This is a genomic window from Ruegeria sp. AM4, assembly GCF_056540665.1.
The window spans coordinates 66,486-85,463 of sequence record NZ_JBQFXD010000012.1 but is presented as its reverse complement, the minus strand read 5'-3'; the positions used below and the strand labels follow the sequence as shown (position 1 = coordinate 85,463).

The 18,978-nt window shown below is 54.2% G+C and carries 14 protein-coding genes and 1 pseudogene; all 15 read right to left on the bottom strand.

Annotated features, from left to right (window positions below):
• Positions 1 to 47: 47 nt before the first annotated feature.
• Positions 48 to 1,466 carry a mannose-1-phosphate guanylyltransferase/mannose-6-phosphate isomerase gene (locus ACR0JA_RS18855; RefSeq protein ID WP_480578420.1) on the bottom strand — a complete coding sequence of 473 codons (1,419 nt, stop codon included), beginning with the start codon at positions 1,464 to 1,466 and terminating at the stop codon, positions 48 to 50.
• A gap of 99 nt (positions 1,467 to 1,565) precedes the next feature.
• Positions 1,566 to 3,143, bottom strand: coding sequence for a glycosyltransferase (locus tag ACR0JA_RS18850; RefSeq protein ID WP_480578418.1), 1,578 nt, complete (start codon positions 3,141 to 3,143; stop codon positions 1,566 to 1,568).
• The gene (locus ACR0JA_RS18845) at positions 3,136 to 4,563 is read right to left on the bottom strand and encodes an HlyD family secretion protein (protein WP_480578416.1); all 1,428 of its coding nucleotides are present in this window, start codon (positions 4,561 to 4,563) and stop codon (positions 3,136 to 3,138) included. Before ACR0JA_RS18845 ends, ACR0JA_RS18850 begins: the two co-directional genes overlap by 8 nt.
• Before the next feature lie 537 nt (positions 4,564 to 5,100).
• Positions 5,101 to 6,501 (bottom strand): TRAP transporter large permease, encoded by a 1,401-nt coding sequence (locus tag ACR0JA_RS18840; protein WP_170597730.1) that lies wholly within the window; start codon positions 6,499 to 6,501, stop codon positions 5,101 to 5,103.
• 11 nt (positions 6,502 to 6,512) lie between these two features.
• Positions 6,513 to 7,145 carry a TRAP transporter small permease subunit gene (locus ACR0JA_RS18835; RefSeq protein ID WP_480578413.1) on the bottom strand — a complete coding sequence of 211 codons (633 nt, stop codon included), beginning with the start codon at positions 7,143 to 7,145 and terminating at the stop codon, positions 6,513 to 6,515.
• Positions 7,146 to 7,213: 68 nt separating this feature from the next.
• Positions 7,214 to 8,224: a TRAP transporter substrate-binding protein DctP gene (gene dctP, locus ACR0JA_RS18830; RefSeq protein WP_480578411.1), complete on the bottom strand. Its 1,011-nt coding sequence runs from the start codon at positions 8,222 to 8,224 to the stop codon at positions 7,214 to 7,216.
• 125 nt (positions 8,225 to 8,349) lie between these two features.
• Positions 8,350 to 9,690, bottom strand: a complete 1,341-nt coding sequence (locus tag ACR0JA_RS18825) for a sigma-54-dependent transcriptional regulator (RefSeq protein ID WP_480578409.1) — start codon at positions 9,688 to 9,690, stop codon at positions 8,350 to 8,352.
• Positions 9,687 to 11,417 (bottom strand): sensor histidine kinase, encoded by a 1,731-nt coding sequence (locus tag ACR0JA_RS18820; RefSeq protein ID WP_480578407.1) that lies wholly within the window; start codon positions 11,415 to 11,417, stop codon positions 9,687 to 9,689. The genes ACR0JA_RS18825 and ACR0JA_RS18820 overlap by 4 nt, the downstream gene beginning before the upstream one ends.
• Before the next feature lie 362 nt (positions 11,418 to 11,779).
• Positions 11,780 to 12,592 carry a nucleotidyltransferase domain-containing protein gene (locus ACR0JA_RS18815; protein ID WP_480578405.1) on the bottom strand — a complete coding sequence of 271 codons (813 nt, stop codon included), beginning with the start codon at positions 12,590 to 12,592 and terminating at the stop codon, positions 11,780 to 11,782.
• A 211-nt stretch (positions 12,593 to 12,803) separates the two neighbouring features.
• Positions 12,804 to 14,183, bottom strand: a complete 1,380-nt coding sequence (locus ACR0JA_RS18810; protein ID WP_480578460.1) for a hypothetical protein — start codon at positions 14,181 to 14,183, stop codon at positions 12,804 to 12,806.
• A 36-nt stretch (positions 14,184 to 14,219) separates the two neighbouring features.
• Positions 14,220 to 14,621: pseudogene (locus tag ACR0JA_RS18805) on the bottom strand (TniQ family protein); the annotation flags it as partial.
• A complete protein-coding gene (locus tag ACR0JA_RS18800; RefSeq protein ID WP_480578403.1) occupies positions 14,618 to 15,610 on the bottom strand; it encodes an ATP-binding protein in 993 nt (330 codons plus the stop codon). The pseudogene ACR0JA_RS18805 and the gene ACR0JA_RS18800, both read right to left, overlap by 4 nt.
• Positions 15,603 to 17,741 (bottom strand): transposase, encoded by a 2,139-nt coding sequence (locus ACR0JA_RS18795; RefSeq protein WP_480578401.1) that lies wholly within the window; start codon positions 17,739 to 17,741, stop codon positions 15,603 to 15,605. Before ACR0JA_RS18795 ends, ACR0JA_RS18800 begins: the two co-directional genes overlap by 8 nt.
• On the bottom strand, positions 17,738 to 18,433 hold the full coding sequence (locus tag ACR0JA_RS18790; RefSeq protein ID WP_480578399.1) for a Tn7 transposase TnsA N-terminal domain-containing protein: 696 nt from the start codon (positions 18,431 to 18,433) through the stop codon (positions 17,738 to 17,740). The genes ACR0JA_RS18795 and ACR0JA_RS18790 overlap by 4 nt, the downstream gene beginning before the upstream one ends.
• A 255-nt stretch (positions 18,434 to 18,688) precedes the next feature.
• Positions 18,689 to 18,913, bottom strand: coding sequence for a helix-turn-helix domain-containing protein (locus ACR0JA_RS18785; protein WP_480578397.1), 225 nt, complete (start codon positions 18,911 to 18,913; stop codon positions 18,689 to 18,691).
• Positions 18,914 to 18,978 lie beyond the last annotated feature (65 nt).

Below are 18,978 nucleotides of genomic sequence, written 5' to 3'. Positions count from 1 at the left end.
GTGAAAATCCACACGGGCCAGTCTTCAGGAGGGTGGTGCAAGTGAATCTAAGCTACAGCGACACGGTCATAGATATCCTCGTATCTCACGATGTCGTCTTCGCCTAAGTAACAACCGGATTGAACTTCGATCAGATGCAAAGGCAGTTTCCCCGGGTTCTCCAACCGATGGACAGCACCCAGCGGGATGTAGGTCGATTCATTCTCGGAAAGCAGGCTGACTCTGTCACCAACCGTCACGGTTGCTGAACCACTGACGACAACCCAGTGTTCGGCTCGGTGCATATGGCTTTGCAGGGACAGCTTGGCACCAGGCAGAACCATGATCCGTTTGACCTGAAACCGAGGACCCAGCGACAGCGTTTCGTAGTAACCCCAGGGACGATGGCACCGGCGGAACATCTCGGCCTGGTCGGAGCCTTCGTTGCGCAACGCGTCCACTACCTTGCCGACTTCAGCACTGTGCGACATGTCCGCGACCAGAATTCCATCGTCGGTCGCGACTGCAACGATGTCCTTCAAACCCAGTCCGACCAACTTGATATCCGGGTTTTCCGACCTCAGCAGACTGTCGCGGCAATCAATGGCCGTCGAATTTCCAGAAGTGACATTCGCCCCCTCATCCAGCTGCCCCTGATCCTTCACCGATTTCCAACTGCCCAGATCGGACCACCCGCAGTCCAATTCAAACGCTACGACACCTTTTTCGACATGCTCCATTACCGCATGGTCAAACGAGAGGCTCGGACAACGGGAAAAGGCGTTTTGATCGAGTCGGTAGAAACCCAGATCCTTTTGACCGAGAGCCACCGCGGCTTCGACCGGCGCAGACATCTCAGGGGCGTGCGCTTCAAACGCCTTTAGCACAGTATCGACCCTGAACATGAACATCCCGGCATTCCACAGCCAGTCACCGCTTTCCAGCATGACCTTTGCGGTTTGAGCATCGGGCTTCTCGGCAAACGTAGAAATCAGCAACGCCCCTTGGTACCCGCCCGCAACCCTCAGGTAGCCGAAACCAGTCGCGGCATGATCGGGTTTGATCCCAAAGGTGACGATCTTACCGCGTTTGGCTGTTTTTTCAGCGCGCACCATAGTCCGGCGGAATGCCGACACGTCCACGATCGCGTGATCGCTGGGCAGGACAAGCAGGATCGTTTCCGGCTCTTCTTTGTACCGCAACGCGGCTGCCAGAACCGCAGCGGCGGTATTGCGGCCAACAGGTTCCACGATCAGTTCAGACTTTTCGGCATCAACATCTGCCAATTGTTGTTGGGCAATGAACCTGTAGTCTTCGCCCGTCACGATCAGTGGTGCCGAAAATCCAGGCTCGGCCACACGTTCAACTGTTTTCTGAAACAGGCTGTTGTCGCCAACTAGTTCGACGAACTGCTTTGGGTAACTCTTACGAGAGACGGGCCAGAGACGGGTGCCGGAACCACCAGCAAGGATAATTGGCTGAATCATGTGAAACCTCTTCATTACAAGTCTGATCTCAGGTTACCGACCCTCGTGTTTAACATTGTGTTTCATAGGCTTAATTCACCTATCGAAAGGATAGGTCTGCTAGCCAAACGGCATCTCGATCAGACCAACATAGATCAGGATCGCGGTTAGAAACGTCAGGATTGCAGTGGCCATCTGGAACTTGGCAAAGCCGCTTTTGAGCGTTTCGACAAAGCCCGACCCACCGCCCGAGCTTTGATTGCCTCTGTTCGACCATTTCTGTTTGGACAAATGAAAGATCATGTAGATTTTGACCGTCGCGTTGATCACTTGGTTGAGATACAGGATGAACGGCCAACTCATGTCCGCGCGCCTGCTGTAACCGAACAGGAACAGACACAGCACGATCCGTGAAAACAGCACCCAGATTATGCAGTTCCAGAAGTAACCTGGCGCAATCAGGCTGCCGACAACGGCCATGACCGGACTGACCATCATGGTCCACATGGCGATCCTTTGATCAACGACACACCACCAGATGAAAAACGGCATTGCGGTCGGACCAAGAGCGATTGCGCGGCTGCCATTCCGCAGCATGTTGCCCGACCAACGGCGGAAGTTCTGAACCATCCGCATGAGGCCGTTTTCCTTGATAACCTCAATCGTGTAGACCGTGGCATCCGGCACGTAGGTCATTTTCGCACCCACGCTCAGCAGGCGATACCAGGTTGATTTGTCATCCCCGGACAGAAACCGGAAATTACCCCAAAGCCAGTGATGCAGGTGATCCGCCTCGATCGTGCGAATGAATTTTTCGTCCAGAATATGCCTGGCTCGAAAGACGCTCATTCGGCCCGTCAGTGTCAGAACGCGGCCAGACAAAGCATGGCTTTGCATCGCTAGACGACGTTGGGCAAACCGCATGTCCAGCCATTTTGCGATCCACGCCGGGCCATAGCAGATGACCTCTTCATCTGTCGTCAGTGCTTGCAGCTCTGGATCACTTGCAAACATAGGCAGGGTTTTGCGTAGAACATCCCCGCCAAACAAGGCGTCTCCGTCCATGAAGATCACCAGATCGTCACGGTGTGCACCAGAGCGGCAAATAGCTCGAAGGATCAGACCAATCGCCATCCTTTTGCCCGGCTGGTTCTGGCGGACAAAAACCAGCGTGGCCAATTCGTCCGGAATATCCTGAGCATAGGTTTCAACAAAGTCGCGTATGATCTGCTCATCATATGCGCTGCCCGTGCCGATATAGATCGTTGTCGGAATCCGTTCGCGTCGGATTTGCCCAAGTATCGACCCTACGACGCGTTTGGTGATCGAGGGTTCCTCAAAATATGTTGTCATCTGGATGTGGAGACGCTTGGGCCGCCATCCAGCATCCCAAAGCGCGTCGGCGCGGCGCCGCATTCCCGGCCATTTGGCTTTAGCGTAAATTTGGGCCCTCAACGCATGGGTAAACCACCAGCCAAATCGCCAGAGCCCGAGTGTTCCAAGGACCATCGTGACATGCAAAACGCTTGGATTAAAAAACCGGTTCGGCACATTCGCCAATAGCCAAAGCAGCGCCATGAACAACAACAGAAACAGCGTGAACTGCAGTAGAGACCACTTGCAAAAATAGTTGGGTACATTTGATTGCAGTTGCCTCAATCGCCGCGCCAGATCCTTGTCGAACTCATACTCAGTCATGGGGTTGGCCACTACGAGGGTCCATAGACTTCATCCAAGTGGCAAATCGTGTTCCCAACTGTCTTTTCGCATCCAGATTGACCGGGGCTCCCAATCGCAAACGGGTTTTGGTTTGTCGTGAAGACAGGCCGGTTGGACGAACAGTGACAATAATCCCAAACTCTCCGGGCCGCTCAGGGTTGTCCCCGGCGCGCACATCCCAGACCTCTCCGGGGATGCTGATCCTATCACCCTTTTCGTTAAACCCGATTGTCGCTGGCATTCCGATGTAGATCGTTTCAGCAAACCGCTCAGACACCCATCCGATAGTCATGCGAGGCTCAGCAGTCTCGAAAATCAGTTCTTCCGGAGTGCCGCGAAACGGTTGTCCCGCGCTGACAGTGAAATCCTGAACCACCCCGTCCGTGGTCGCACGAACATGGTTGTTTTCTATTATCTGTTGCAGTGCTTCTTCGGTTGCTTCCAACGCCTTTACTGCAAACGAGCGGTTTCGCTCTTCGGCTTTCAGCAGGTTCGTCACAATAAGAACTGGGTCTACAGACCGCGCCAGATCCGGATTGCGTTCGCGAAGGCTGAGCCATTGGCGTCGCATATCGTCAAACCCACCATCCTGCACAAACTCAGCATAAAAGCGCATGGCGGCAGCAACCCTTTCGGCCAGAATTTCAGAGCTGGATTGGGACTGAAGGTTCTTTAGGGCGTCATTGACATTTGAGAGCTCTGCGCGCGCCAACGCCAATTCCGCTTCTGTTCGTTTGAGAGCCGCCTCTGCTTCCGCGTCGTCCATTAAGAATAGAAGATCACCCTCCAGCACCTCCTGCCCCGGCGTCACCGCAATTTGCTTGATGTAACCTTTGGCCGGTGGGAAAGAGGGGATCATGGGTGCCAACACCCGACCGTGTTGAATGTCGATCCGATCCAGGTTGGTAAAGATGTTGTTGCCTATGACGCCTACAACCGCCGCAGCGATTAGAAGGTAGGTCGCCACATTGAATGCAACACGCAGGGAACGTGGAAGAAACCTCACGGGTTTTCGGGATTGCTCGCCCTCAGTTTCCTCCATCGGCACTAAATCAACCGGAGTATCGAGGCTGGTTATCACGTCGCCGCTGCTGGCCATTCGCCCAGACAAAAGCGAGCGATAGAAGAGTGCCAGTGTCTCGCGTTGCCGACCGCTCAGGCCTTGCAATTGTACTGTGGAATTCGAGTTCGGCTTGGTTAGGCGTACCGGGAAGCGGATATCTACGCCTTGAAAAGGAACGCTAAGTGTTGCGGTTTTGGGGCATTCAGGCGCGTCGTCCGGCCATTCCAGCCCCGCAAGCGACCAGCGTTCAATCGCGACCACCGCGCCAGAGGGGGTTTCCACGACCAGCGGTGCTTTGACCTTCCAATCCAGGTCCGACCCCGGTGTTTCGTGCATTATACGCAATGTCGCCTCAGAAATTGTTGACAGGACTGAGGTAGCAACAAATCACAGCTTCTGACGGACACACGGACGCATATTTGTACGCAAATAAGATCGCTTCCGATACTAAAGTATATCGGGAAAATCTTCCTGGACCGCGCCAGAGCCTCTCATTTTGTTCGCGAAATTCTGCATTTGCGCTTTAGTTCAGAGGCGCGAAAATACAGCCTTGGGTTGAAACGTTTCACGCTAACAAACTGCGAACATACTTGAAGCGGTTTTATGTGAAGCGATCTCTGGTTGAGTGATGGCCGTTCAGTGGAACAAGTGCGAAAGGCTGCCTCGCGGACAGAGCCGGTATTGGCAATTCCGCCTTGGCTGACGCAGCATCGCTTTGCAATTGCAGCGAGTCTTTTACCGCGACGCAAACCAGGCTTAGTAAGCTGTCATTGGTCCAGTTCGTATTCGGAACGCCAACTGCTAGCATGGCCATTTTCGGATGCAAGAGAGTTCGAACCTATCAATCGCCGTTGGACCCATCGGAAAACCACTTCAAACCTGTCCGGGAAGCCACAGAACGATAGCAGGGAAAGCAACGAGCATCGCTATGGTTGCAGCATCCGCCAGAAAGAAGGGCGTTACACCTTTAAAAACATCCTGAACGCTTAAGTCATCACGAACGCCGGCCACGACAAAGCAATTCAGCCCAATAGGTGGCGTGATCAGGCAAAACTCAGCCATTTTGACAACTAAAATGCCAAACCAGATGGCACACATCGGCCCGGACATGCCGAAGGTACTTTCGGCTGCACTTACGGCTTCACCACCGTTTAACGCCATGACGGCAGGGTAAACTACCGGCAGCGTCAGGAGCAGCATACCTATCGCATCCATGAACATTCCCAGTACAGCGTAAGCCAGAAGAATACAGATCAGGATTAGCATCGGAGACATCTCAAGCGAGGTAATCCAGTCGGAGAATGCGCTTGGCAGTTCGGCGAAACCAAGAAAACGAACGTAGACCAAAACGCCCCAAATGATCGTGAAAATCATGACGCTCAGCTTGGCGGTTTCCAAAAGCGCGTCTTTGAGTTCGGCCCAGCGCATACCCTGATACAGTGCCATCAGGAACACCACGAAGGCACCGATTGCGCCACCCTCGGTTGGCGTGCCCCAAGCATCGCCGCCGAATGGGTTGTAGACAAAGAAGATGATGGTAACGACGACAAACAAGATAGGCAGTGCGGGCGGAAGAGACATGAAACGCTCTTTCCATGTAAAGCCTGAGACTGCGGGACCAAATCCTTTGATCACGACGGCCATGCCAATGATCAGCAAGCCATAAATTACCGCCGAGAACATGCCCGGGATGAATCCGGCCAACAGCAGTTTGCCAACGTCCTGCTCGACAATAATCGCGTAGATGACCAGAATGGCCGAAGGCGGAATGAGCGAGGCAAGCGTACCGCCTGCAGCGACGACACCTGCAGCAAAACGCTTGTCGTAGCCGATCCTTAGCATCTCGGGGATGGCGATACGGGCGAACACAGCGGATGTGGCGACCGAGGCCCCGGATACCGCCGCAAACCCAGCGGTTGCGAAAACGGTCGAAACCGCCAGCCCACCGGGGACCCATGCCAGCCAACGCTTTGCGGCTTCGAACAGTGCTTTGGTCAGGCCCGCGTAATAGGCGAGGTAGCCAATCAGGATGAAAGTCGGGATAAGGCTCAACGCTTGGCTTGAAATCTTGGAGTGTGGCACCTGCCCTGCTGTTTTGACGGCCACAGTCACAGCTTTGCCGAACCGCGCAGGGTCGTACCCAAACTTGGCCCAGAAGATCCAGATCAGACCAACCATACCAGCTGTCGCGGCGGCGAAGGCCACGCGCATCCCCAGCACCACAAGAACAAGCATACCACCCGAGACGATCAGACCAATATCAATGGGTTCCATCAGATTTAACCTCAGTTGTCGTGGCCCGAGACGTGCTCGGCTTCCATTGCGGCTTGAGTGGCTGCATCGGCTATTAGCGGGACGGCAATAGGTGCCCGATCGGGATGCCTGATCGCACGACCGTAGGCCCAAAGCTGTAGAACAAGCCTTAGGCAAAGCACGCTGAAGGCGACGGGGGCCAACAGCTTTGCGGGCCAAAGCGGGATACCTATGTCGATAGAGCTGTCGCGGCTCCAGAGTGGCGCACCAAAGTCAAAGCTGCGTGCAAAATGCGCCCAACTCCCCCAGATCAGCAAGACGATCAGCGCCAGAATGACAGCGGTCGTGATAAACTCAACGATATAGAGTGTCCGGCCTCTAAGCGCTCCAACAACCATGTCCATTCGGATATGACCACCATCACGCTGCGCATCGGAAATCCCCATGAAGGCGATTAATGGCATGGCCTGCTCGATCCAGTCCACGTACCCGGGAAGTGGTGCATTGGCGAAGTTCCGACCACCAACGGAGACTACGGCCATGACCATCAGCGAAAAGACTGCAAGACCGCTGATCAAAGCCAGAAAGCTTTCCAGTTTGTAGAGGTGTTGATCGAGAATGCTGAGACGGCTGTCGTCGGACAGCACCTGGGATGACCCGGCCATCGTTGTACTCCGCTGTCAGGAAAGAAATAACCCGACGCCAATCAAGCTGACGCCGGGCAGTGAGTGGATTAGCTCCCGTTTGCGATCGTGCCAGTCACAAGGTCATAGAGCTCTTGTGCAGGTAGGCCACGCTCGGTGTTTTCTGCAATCCAGGCCTCGGCCGCGGGGGCGGCTGCGGCTTCTTTGAACGCTGCGATTTCTTCATCGCTGAAAGTGACTCGTTCGATGCCGCGTTGATCCAGCTCAGGGCCCCACGCTTCCATCGTTTTGGTCTGGTAGTGGCTCACGTAGTGATCCAGTGCCTCTTCCACCGATCCCAGCAGAGCTTCGCGGTGTTCGTCAGACAGATCTTCCAGTGCCAGCGTGTTCACCACGACGGGGCAGTTGACGGTGCCGGGGTTGAGGTTCGTCGTCCACCACGTGCCATTCTCAATGGTGCCGAAGGACATATGCGCGTGTGGCGCAAAGCTGACCGCTTTGACGATGCCGCTGTCCATTGCCTGACGCACTTCGGATGCAGACATCGAGGTCGGAACCGCTCCAACCGTCTCCATAGCCTTGCCGATGCCACCTGTCGCCCGAACGCTCAGACCTTCAAAATCGGTTAGGGATTTGGGTGCTTCCCCGACACCAACAAGGTTGTACTGCGGTAGCGGCGACGGCATCAGCAAAGTCGCGTCCCAGCGGGCCAGATCCTCGACAACGGCCGGGTGTTGGTAGACAGCCATCGACAGGTCGACCTCTTGGTCCAGCGATGTCACGCCCAAAAACGGCAGTTCCAGGACAGTAATCGAGGGATTCTTGTCACGGTGGTAGCCAGCGCAGAACTGGGCCATTTCAAACGCACCAATCGAAATCCCATCGAGGTTTTCTTTGTTCTTCGACAGGCCGCCATAGCTGATGTTGAGTGTGAACTCACCGCCCGTCTTTTCGCTCACCAGTTCGGCAAGTTTCTCGACGTGTTCGGTAAAGGCACGACGCTTGCCCCACAGGGAAACGTTCCATTCGACGGCCAGTGCTTCGGATGCAACGGTCAGTGACAGGGCAGCAATGGCCGCCCGGTTAAGATGTTTGCGCATAATGGCTCCTCCCAGATCACGCAATTCGCTTGGGTGGAGTATCCAGGATGGGCAGCAGCCTGCCTATGAAGGAAAATGCGTGTGAACAGTCGGATTCCCTGCGGATATCCGCAGAGTGGTTTCGCTTACAAGAGCGCCTCTTTATCGAGACCGAGTTTGACGATCTTTTCGTTGAGCGTCCGGCGGCCAATCCCAAGCGCTTCGGCGGCGGCTTCCATGCGGCCTTTATGTGCCTTGATGGCTTTGCCGATGAGCTCGCGTTCAAAAGCAGCAACCGCTTCGCGCAGCGTATCCGGCACTTCGTCAAAGTGCTGATCGCTTTGGATAGCCTGGGCCACCGACCCTCCTCCGCGTCGGGCCGACAAAATACGCCGTTCGCAGACATGGCGCAATTCACGTACATTCCCGGGCCAGCTATGTGCAAGCAGAGCGGCCAAATCGTCCTGATCGAGTTCTGGCGCGTCTATCTCATAAACCTGCGCGTATTCGTTCAAGAAATGCGTTGCCAAAAGAACCAGATCATCCCGTCTTTGACGTAGTGGAGGTAAGGACAGGACGACAGTATTCAATCGAAACAAAAGGTCCTGACGCAGTCGACCTTCCTCGGCTGCAAGTACAACGTCTTCGTTGGTTGCTGATACGACCCTGAAGCTTACTGGCACTGGCGACACAGCCCCCACTGGCAGCACCTGCTGATCCTCGATGACCCTTAGTAGCTTGGCCTGCGCCACCGGTGGGCATGAGCAGATTTCGTCCAGAAACAAGGTCCCGCCTGATGCCGCCACAAGCCTTCCGTCGGATTCACCCGCGACGCCGAACATTTCCACTTCGAACGTATCGGCCGACAATGCGGCGCAATTAAGCGCCAAGAACGGAGCCTCCGGCGAGCGGCCCAAATCATGTAAAGCATGGGCAACTAGCTCTTTCCCGGTGCCCGTATCCCCCTGCAACAATACCGCAACCGAGGTATCAGCAAGATCAAGTACTTCTTGTCGCAAGTCTGTAATGGCGTCTGTTTGGCCCAGCAGGATGCGGTCAAGGCCTGACAGTTTGAACAGCCGGTCTTTGAGGCGGGCATTGCTTCTTCGCATTCGGTTTTGTTCAGCTGCGTGCCTCAGCACCGTAAGCAATCGCCGTGGTTCATATGGCTTTTCGATGAACCCGTACGCCCCGTCCTGTATGGCCTGAACCGCCATCGGGATGTCACCATGTGCCGAAATCAATACCACCGGAGGCGCCACCTGTCTGTCCAAACTGGCCAGTAATTCAAGCCCAGACATACCCGGCATACGCACATCGGACAGAATAACATCGGGCGACGCGCTGGCCAGATACTCCATCACGTGGGTCGCGCGCGACAGGGCGCTAACAATCCAGCCAGCGGCTTCGAGCAACTCGATAAGAGATTGTCGCATCGATTTGTCATCATCAACGACCAGAACTTTGAAGGGTTGCTGCTGAGTCATTCGTCCGTTTCTTCCGTAATTGGGGCAATCGGGAAGGTGACACGAAAAATTGTTCCGCCGTCGTTACGATTTCGGGCCGTCATTGTGCCGTCGTGATCTTTGACAATGCTGGTGGAGATAGCCAGTCCCAAGCCCATGCCTCTCCCGCTCTCTCTTGTGGTTACAAATGGCTCTTGTAACTCAGCCAGCGTTGCCTCGCCCAACCCGTGACCGTTGTCCTGAATTTCCAACACCGCTTCATCATCAGTAGCTATGACAGCGATATGGATTTCAGGTGCATCCACTTCGTCCATCGCGTCAATCGCATTGCGCAAAAGATTAGTGATGACCTGTTCGATCCGCAGAGCACTGCCCCGAATAATGGCCGGATCCGTCGGCGCATCAACTGAGATTTTCACCTTACCCTGCTCGATGTTTGGCGCAACCAGAGCCAAAGCGGCATTGACCGAAGTGCATAAGTCTACGTCGTCAAACGCCTCACTCTCTGAACGCGCAAAGAACCGCAATTGGCGCGTGATCCCTTCCATCCTGTCGACCAGACTTCCAATTTTTTGCGGCAGCTTGGACTCACCGGAAGATGAGATCTCTTCTGCCACCAGGTGATTGCGCATCGCAGCGATGGGCTGGCCCAGTTCATGCGTGACCGACGCGGATAATTGCCCCAGAGCCGCCAATCGGCTTGCGCGCTCCAACTCGCCTTGGGTGCGTTTCAGGCTCCGCTCGGCTGTCGTGCGGTCGTCGATTTCGATAGCGAGCCTTTCATTTGCCTCCCGCAGCTTTGCTTCTTCTTCTTCGGACCGCACTAAGGCCGCGCCTACTCGCCTTGCGCGTTGTATCTGGAAAAAGATAAATGCGAGCCCCGCCAAAAGGACAAAGACTGCAGTTACAAGCCAACTACGTGCTACGGCCTGATCGTCACTTGCAAAATAGTGAAGCGACCAGCCATGGGGTAAATCCGTAGCTGCAAGGTGCAGGCGCTTCGTACCAGCAATTCTGGCCTGATCTCCCGGCAATTCAACCCAATCCAACGCATCTAAGTCTTGCCCCGGAAATTGCCTGGCAGCTCGAATCCGTTCTTGCTGAGTTTCTGACAATGGCGTCAACGCGCGATATTGCCAATCCGAGTTCGAAGAAAGCAAAACGACGCCGTCTTCATTAGCCAAAAGAACCTGCTCGCCCGAGTTTTTCCAGCTTTCCTGAAGGTTGGAAAAATCAATCTTAATAGCAACGACACCGGCTGGTTTTCCTGCTTCGCCATGCACCGCATTGGCAATGAAATAACCCGGCAATCCTGTTGTTGTCCCGATCGCGTAAAACCGCCCCTGGTCGCCGGAAAGAGCCACTTGGAAATATGGGCGGAACGCGTAATTCTGTCCTACAAAACTTCCGGCCTCACGGTAGTTGGAAGCCGATATCGTTACACCATTCCGATCCATTAGATAAATCGCGTCCAGGCCTGCTTGTGTTGCAAAATCCTCGAATCTCTGATTGAGAATTCCGGTACTGTCACCTTGCGCAGTTCCGATTACAAATGGGTCTTGCGCCATTACGTATGTGAGATGCGAAAAGCGCTCCAACTCAGCGGTGACCGAACTTTGATAAAGAGAAAGCCGTCCCTGTGCTTTCGAAAGCTCTTCCGAAAGGAAATACCTGTAAGATGACAGGTAAAGGCCGGTGCTGGCGACAACTGCAGTAACCAGGATCGCAATATGTGACGATGACCGCATTAAGCACCCTTTGATCCCATAAGATAGGAGCATAGCAGCTTGGGATAGTCTATCCCACACGCTGGGCGTGAGCGTAAGACACTGCTGCGTTGTGAATGAACGGCCAGTTTTCAGCTGCGTTACGGAGTTTGATTTTCTGCGCCAGCAACATCTGTCGTACTTCGCGCGCGCAGCATGAAACCAATATGACTGAAATGGGCTTCCTTTGGAATATTCGCCGCACGCTGCACTAGGGTCCGGTTTTGATTTCTTGGAAAAAAGACAATAGCAGAAAGCCTCTGCACATCGCAGTTCGGGTGTTATATGCACCGGTCTCTCGTTGAACGCCCGATCTGCTGTCACATGCCTTCGATATTGGCATTTCAGGCCGTGACATTTTCCTTAACGATGTGCCGTAGCAAGCAATTACCCTCGGCCATGAGGTCGTGGCGATCTTCGTTCTTTTTCATCACGGCTGCCCACGCCATTTGATCTTGTATGAAATCGTCAACGATCGCTATGCGCTGCCCACGGCCCATTTCCTTGGTTTTGCTCTTTGACACCAAAAGCCTGTCAATATGCCCGAGTAGGTTAGGAGATAGGTCCTGATCTTTAATGAGATCATGCAGGTTCATTGGGGGTGGCGTATCGGGTATCTGCCGGATCCAGGAGATCGCCAAGGCGGGTCTCAGGATGTAGAAATACGTTTTGAAGCTCACATCCTGGCTCTCACCAACATGCTTGTCCCACTGTTTCTGTGCCAGGTTGCGATAGTGGTGCAGACAGGATTCGCCGAAGGTCGTCTTGGCTGCGAAGGCAATCAGCCGTTCACATATCGCATCATTCCATCTGTACCTGATAGGACTGGATAACCATTCCAACATCACGGGGTTAGGTTTGATCAACAAACCAAGCGCTTTACGAATATCCCACCCGTTTACGTCCCAATCGCCCTCAATGGGCAGTTCGATGACATCGCGACCGGGCTCAATGCTCAGATACCAGTCTGGCCGGTGTACATAGATGAAGCGTACATCGTAGTCACTGTCGGGAGACGGGAAACCCCATGCGCGGCTGCCGCTTTCAATGGCGAACAGCACTCGGACATCATGATCTGCTTCTAAAGCGGTGAGCTTAGATTGGATGACCTGCTCGATCTCAGGCGAAACGCTAGAGGTGAAAGTTGGACGGGTCATCGTGTTTCTCGCAGTGTCAAGACAGCCATCTGGGAAGGTACAACACAGTTTTTGTCAACAGGAACTAGGCGAGCAACCGCGGAACTATGGCCATCGGAGGCGGCATTATCATGTCCCAAACCTTGCTATTATTGGTGAGCATGCGCGGTAGAGTATCTGGCCAACTCCGCAGCGCACTGGTTCAAATATCCGTCGAGACTATCAAGTCAGATTAACTCGTTACTCTGGTCGCCAGTTCCCGAACCACGTCTCGTGTCTCGTTCGGGTAGGCACGAACAAACCCAGCCTCGCAGGGGATTGTCTCAACTTCTCTGCGATCCAGTGCCGGAGCCAAATGGATCGCGGCGATCTCAAACTGCTCTGCCATTTGGCCCAGCGTTACATAGTGTTTTTCAAAAGCCTGAATACTCTCTTCAGTGATGTAGCAACGATAATGCTGCGTGTCCGGGTTTCGCAGCTTTACCTGCTTAAGGTATCCACAATCCCGCAAGAGCCGGATTGACCCGATACTAATTCTCAAGCGCGCCGCTGCATCCAGAAGCGACAGATCACCAGAAAACACGCGCTCCGATTTTTCCAAGATCTCAGCGCAGTCTATAAGAATTCCAGCCAACCCCTCTACGTCCGGATCTCTCCAAACGCCGCTCAGTCGGCCTGCTACCCAATCGGCGACAACGCGAGCCAGGGCCACCCTGCTCTGTCGGCTGTACTCCGAGAGGGGCAATCTATGACGTGCCCGAGAGGCAATGCGCAGGCCTTCAAGCCTAGTCAGCAAGGTCTGTACCGTGGACGATGGAACATAGCGCAGAGACGTTCCAAAACGATAGGCTTCCAGAACATTATGCCGGATCAGTGCCTTAACATGGACCGGATGGATATTCAGCTGGACCGCGGTGGATTTGGTATTCTGCAGCCCAGACCAGAAGTCGAGCACGGCAGCCAGATCCTCATGGCTGACATCTTTCATGTATGACAGGTCGCTCGCATTTATACCGCGAAGATGGGCGAGAATACCTCGCACCCGAACCTCGCCGACCCCATGTAGCTCCCGCGCGCGTTCAAGCGTGATAAGTTTGGGCGCTGAGATTTCCGTACCCAGAACTTTTGCGCCGGTCTGCAGCGGATAGTTTTCACGCACAAAATCCTGCACACAAGCCCTGAGGACTGCTGTCGCCGGGTCCTCTTCAGTTTCCTTAAGCCAGGTGTAGAATTCGCCCATATCTGTCGTGAAATAAGATCGCTTAGAAGAAGACCGGCGCCTGGCACGCTCCAACTCAGATTTCAGGGCTTCCGGCCCACTCTTCAGAACCTCGAAACCAGCCGACATGCAAGCACGCTCTTGTTCGAAGTCCAAGTCCGAGCGGCCGACGCCACGGTCCATGGCAATCGCCATACCTAATGTCAGAGCAGACTGATGAAGATGCGTTAGCTCCAACGAGTCCAACCAGTCATCAGCGACCCCAAACTCGATACGGCGGCTCAGGTAGGTTTCAAACGAGGATCGCCCAAGCGATGTTGCGTCTTGAGCCGCTTCAAAGATCAGATCTTGGTGACGCGTTACTTGTTCAACCACATCATAGGTGCGATGCACGTATGACGCGTTGGGAAGCTGGAGCAGCGGAACGCCGTGTATTGCGCAGGTCCCAATCGGAAGCACCAACCACTCCACAAGTTGAAACGCGTTCTCAGGGCCCGACCTATCAATGACATCCACAATACACTTCGGACAGATTCGGGTGGTAGCCCGACGGAACGAACCTGTGGTGGCAAAGGAATACCCGACGCGGTACCGACAGGGGCCAACCAATCTGGATGCCGCCATTTCCAACGCCTCAAGTGGCACCCCAGCCAGTTGTGACAGCCGCTCCAGCTGATCCGGATGGGCCGAACAGATATGGGGCCATCGCAGACCCAGATCTGAACAAAACTCTCTTGGAACACTGAGATTGCGACGTGACAACCGGGCGACATAAGAAGCAGGGGTTTCCATGTGATGATGAGCCAAAGTCAGAGCGAGTAGTGCTGTCATAACCCGCCTCCACTCGGCGAAGGGTCATCGGAATCCAACCAGCCCATGATGGTCCGGACATCGATGCTCAGGTAATCTTGGGCAAGGAACGGGTTGAATGCAGGGATACAACCCGACTTGCGCCGGAATGCCTCTGCAAAATGTGCAAGACGGAGTTGGGTATCTCCGTTATAAAGTGCCTCTTCTATCCCGCTCAGACACATTTCAATGATCAATCCAAACTCATTGCCACCTGCATGGACTAGCCGCTTGAGAAACACGCCCTGTTGCAGTTCGCCGGATGGTGCCAGACCAGACTTCCCAACGAACTCGGTAAAGATATCTGTGATTTCGGGTTCGTGGGATATCCAACTCACTGCACCCAGGTGCACAACATCTATGCGCCTTTTAAGCTGAACATCCGAATTGATCATCTGGATCAGATCGGGCGTGCCAGACAGAACAAGACCAACCGGCCAATCCTTATCGTTCATCAGAGACTTCAGGGTGTTTACCACGTCATTGCGGGTTTTGACGCCTTTGCTGATGTAGAGGTCCTGAGCCTCGTCCAGATGCACAAACAGGGTCCTTCGCATTCGGAGGAACTGACGCACCTGCGTCCAGATGATACCTACCGACTTGTCTCTGGCGAGCGGATATCCCAGACCGGACAGGAGCGTCGTACCAACATTCTTTAGCGTGGCTGGTGAAGGCAGCAATAGCCGGATCACCTCCGCCACATCCTGGCTCGCCGTTGGCAGGATCAGGTCAGTGTGATTATCAAACAAGCGGTCTGCGGCGGTGGATTTCCCACTGCCAGACGCCCCGATCAGAGCAATACCGCGCGCCTCGCTGCGACTACCCAATCGGATAGCCGCTCGTCTTTGACGCAGATGACGATCAAAAACCAGTTTTAGATCGTGGAACACCTGATGCGAAACGAACATGTCTCGAAGGCGCGCAATCTGAGCGTCAATCTCATCAGATGGATTGTCAGGGAGATCAGTCATTTTCAATCCTCCATTTCGAAGTTCTGGGACGATCCCCAGTGGGGCTTTGCCCCTGGCCAGCTGTAAATTCGGTGGTGTTTTCTCCTTCGTCCAATGACGGGATGACATGGCCGAACAGATCTGGCTCTGGCGGAAGGTCAAAGCCTTCAGGATCATCCGTTTCGATGCTCAAACCAAGGAACAGATCTTCCCTGGCTCGTCTAAGCCCAGCAGGTGTTTGACGCTTCAGGACAGCCCCGAACCGGCGCTCTTCTTCTGAGTTCTTTTGGATGATGGCATGCAATGCGTCAGAGACGATCTTCTCCTGAAGCACGGCCTCGGCCTTGTGCTTCAGCCGCAACTGACGCGCGGTCGCTTCCCAATGCTCATAAGACACTCCATCGAAGCACTTCTGCAGAGCCCGCGCCGCAAACCACTTTTTTCCGATCTGAACCATGATCCAACCGAGGTCGTTCAGGTCAACTTTGATATGAACGTGACGGCGGCGGCCGTGCACATAAAACCCACGCAGTGCCTGGCAGGTGTAGTCGATGCCAAACAGCCTCACTCCTTTGCCAAAAACACGCCTGCGATACCTCACACCAAAGGCTTTGCGTCGGGTGGTTTCCGCAAGCTGGGGGACAATACCCATTTTATCGGCGAGGCGTTTCCAGCAATTATTGGGGGTTTCGCCGTTCAGCCCACGGTGCGGCATGTTGTGATACACGTCCACAACGAACCTGATGAGGATTTCCATCAACACATCATCTGAAAGAGAGGCCATCTCTTCCGAAGGATAGTCTCCTCGCTCTTTAGGATCAGAAAATGTGCGACCGGCGAGAAGCGGCATCAGGGCCGTCCCAAAAGTTCGAAAGATCCGCTCCACGCGCCCCCGCAAACGCGGTAGCCCGCCGCGAGGCGTCTCAACAACCCCATGCGCATCAAAGACCGCACTTCGAAACGCATCGTCCACAAAAGCAACGCCAAGATCGGTTACCAGAGAACTCAACCCACCATAGTGATGCCAGGCCGACTTGCAGCCAGCCGCTATCGCGAGGTCCGCTTTGTCGCGTGTGATGTCAGACAACAAAGCCATGGCGTCTTGGCAATTCGGCTTTTCCGCCAGTCTCATACCCACCACACATCGCGTGGCACAGTCGATTGCGAGGTAAAGCCAACGACGCCCACGATCCAGCTTGGCGAGCTCTTCGGGACTCAAATGGTCCAGGGCCCCGCGTTCGGCCAGTATCGTGATCAGATCGACGCACCATTCATCGATCTCAACACGCTCCATTGGATAGCTTGCTGTTACACCTTCCTCATAGAGTGCGAACTTGCGATTGGCGTAGTCCACGCCGTGCCTTTGGACACATGTAAAATAAGGATCAAGCTCAGAAAGGGCGCGCTCGACTTTGCGTCGCGACGGAATTGTAAGCTCCGGCTTGCCCTCCATCGCTCGTTGCTCGTTCACAGTTTTAAACCGGTCCCGGCACATATCCGCGACGTTCTTCTTAGTTAATCTTTTCCGGGTCAAATAGGCTTCGAGGCATTCGCCCAGCAATCTCGAAGCCTCCAGGCAGAACCGCGCAGTCCGGTTGCCAGACCTATGTGTACCCGGGATCAACCCGAGCGGAGAGCCGCCTGCTTTCTCGTATCGTCTCACCCATTCTCTTAAGGTTCTTGGACTGGGAGGATCACGGAAAACGTTTTTCTTCCCGGCCCTCGGGTTCCGCCAATTGCTTTGGGCCGCACGTGCCTGTTTGTTCACATGGGCCTCGATGGAAGGAATGGCGCTCTGAAGTGAGAAATCTGTCCGCTTCGCCTCATCGACACGCTCGAACTGGTAAAACCCGTCGACCCAGGAGAAGCGCCAGACTACTTCGGATCTCACGTCATCTGGCAAGCTTGCTATTGCTTCAACACCCGCACTCATTCGCACGCCCTGGCGTTCAGGTAGATAATACCCGGGATCAAAGGTCACATCAGGTCTTTGAAGGAGGTCGGCAAATTCGTCGAATGTGAGAGACAGGTTCCTGCCAGTCTCATCAAAATCTTCGAATTGGTAACCAAAGTCGGTTTTCCGGTCTAATTTGTACTTCCGGCCGTCAACAGTCAGAAGGCCAAAGACACTCACTCTGAAAGGCAGGTTCATTTTGCACCTCCCTTCGAAAGCAGAGTGTCGAGATCAATCAGGTGCTTTCTGTCGGCCGTTAGAACGTTTTCAAAGACCGCAATCACGATGCTCCTGAACCCTGCGCCACCGAGACCCAACAACTGGCACAGCTCGTTGACCGTTACTGGAAAACAAACGTCACAGATGATGGATTTGAGATGAGCCTGATGCTCCGAATTTCTCGTCTTTGAGAACTCAACGAAACGTTGTGCGTTGAGGGCCTCTGCGCGGGTGAAATCGCGCTCTGTAACTAACACGATGTCATCGGCAAAATCCTTGCGCATCGCCGCGCGGATCTGCTGAAGCTCGCGTAAGAAATTCTTCTCCAGCACCACCTTCCACGGCTTCACTGCTATAGCCAATCGGCGACCGTTTTTAAGCTCCGCCAAGAAGTCTATGAAATGGGTCTTCCGATTGCCTGATTGATCGCGGTAGCTGATGAATTGTGGCTGCTCCCAAACGTTAGCCACTGCAGGGTTAGCCAGCAGCAGAAACAACACTCGCTGTTCCAGTTTGCTTTCAAATTGAACGACCCTGGGGCGGATTTGCCCAGGCAATTGCATGACAACTCCGCCTCTGGAGCTATGCGTCGATCTCCGGGGGATATCCCGTGTCGCACGGCTGGTTTCGGGCGACATCTCGCCCTTCAGTGTGAACTCTTCATCTTTCATTTCTGTGATTTGGAGCGCCGACCAGCTTGGGCCGATCGTGCCTCTCCACCTTCTTTTGGTGTTCCTTGGGCAAAGCCAAGCCATCTCATCGCCAAAAGCGACGACGAAACAGTTGACTTTGCGATCATGGCGGGGGAAGAAGGTGTATCGGTAAGCTATCGATACTGATTTCAAAGGCCTCGTGGGTTGCCGCCCTCGGGGCCATACCCTTTCTTCCTATCAATGCTGTTGCTAATTCATCTGCAGGCACCTCCGTTATTCATAACGTTCCGGCCAAAGAGCCTCAGGTGTTGTCCCAAGCTTCTCTGCTATGGCCTTCTGGATGTAATCGGAGCGTCTGTATCCTTGAGACACGGTAGACACGGAGCTGATGGAGCGGCCGATGTCCCGACTCAGCATCGCCAGTGAACTACCCTTGAGCCGAAGATCACACTTGATCTGCTCATGCTTGGCGAGATCGACTACCAAATTTCCTGCCATGTCAAATGTTCCGACTGATTCCAGTTAACGAAACCTAGCAAATGACCTCAAAGATGTCATTTTTA

What these genes read in the sequence shown, in the direction of transcription:
- ACR0JA_RS18855 (WP_480578420.1), bottom strand. Translation starts at nt 1,466, where the DNA reads ATGATTCAGCCAATTATCCTTGCTGGTGGTTCCGGCACCCGTCTCTGG.
- ACR0JA_RS18850 (WP_480578418.1), bottom strand. Translation starts at nt 3,143, where the DNA reads ATGACTGAGTATGAGTTCGACAAGGATCTGGCGCGGCGATTGAGGCAA.
- ACR0JA_RS18845 (WP_480578416.1), bottom strand. Translation starts at nt 4,563, where the DNA reads ATGCACGAAACACCGGGGTCGGACCTGGATTGGAAGGTCAAAGCACCG.
- ACR0JA_RS18840 (WP_170597730.1), bottom strand. Translation starts at nt 6,501, where the DNA reads ATGGAACCCATTGATATTGGTCTGATCGTCTCGGGTGGTATGCTTGTT.
- ACR0JA_RS18835 (WP_480578413.1), bottom strand. Translation starts at nt 7,145, where the DNA reads ATGGCCGGGTCATCCCAGGTGCTGTCCGACGACAGCCGTCTCAGCATT.
- dctP (WP_480578411.1), bottom strand. Translation starts at nt 8,224, where the DNA reads ATGCGCAAACATCTTAACCGGGCGGCCATTGCTGCCCTGTCACTGACC.
- ACR0JA_RS18825 (WP_480578409.1), bottom strand. Translation starts at nt 9,690, where the DNA reads ATGACTCAGCAGCAACCCTTCAAAGTTCTGGTCGTTGATGATGACAAA.
- ACR0JA_RS18820 (WP_480578407.1), bottom strand. Translation starts at nt 11,417, where the DNA reads ATGCGGTCATCGTCACATATTGCGATCCTGGTTACTGCAGTTGTCGCC.
- ACR0JA_RS18815 (WP_480578405.1), bottom strand. Translation starts at nt 12,592, where the DNA reads ATGACCCGTCCAACTTTCACCTCTAGCGTTTCGCCTGAGATCGAGCAG.
- ACR0JA_RS18800 (WP_480578403.1), bottom strand. Translation starts at nt 15,610, where the DNA reads ATGACTGATCTCCCTGACAATCCATCTGATGAGATTGACGCTCAGATT.
- ACR0JA_RS18795 (WP_480578401.1), bottom strand. Translation starts at nt 17,741, where the DNA reads ATGAACCTGCCTTTCAGAGTGAGTGTCTTTGGCCTTCTGACTGTTGAC.
- ACR0JA_RS18790 (WP_480578399.1), bottom strand. Translation starts at nt 18,433, where the DNA reads ATGAAAGATGAAGAGTTCACACTGAAGGGCGAGATGTCGCCCGAAACC.
- ACR0JA_RS18785 (WP_480578397.1), bottom strand. Translation starts at nt 18,913, where the DNA reads ATGGCAGGAAATTTGGTAGTCGATCTCGCCAAGCATGAGCAGATCAAG.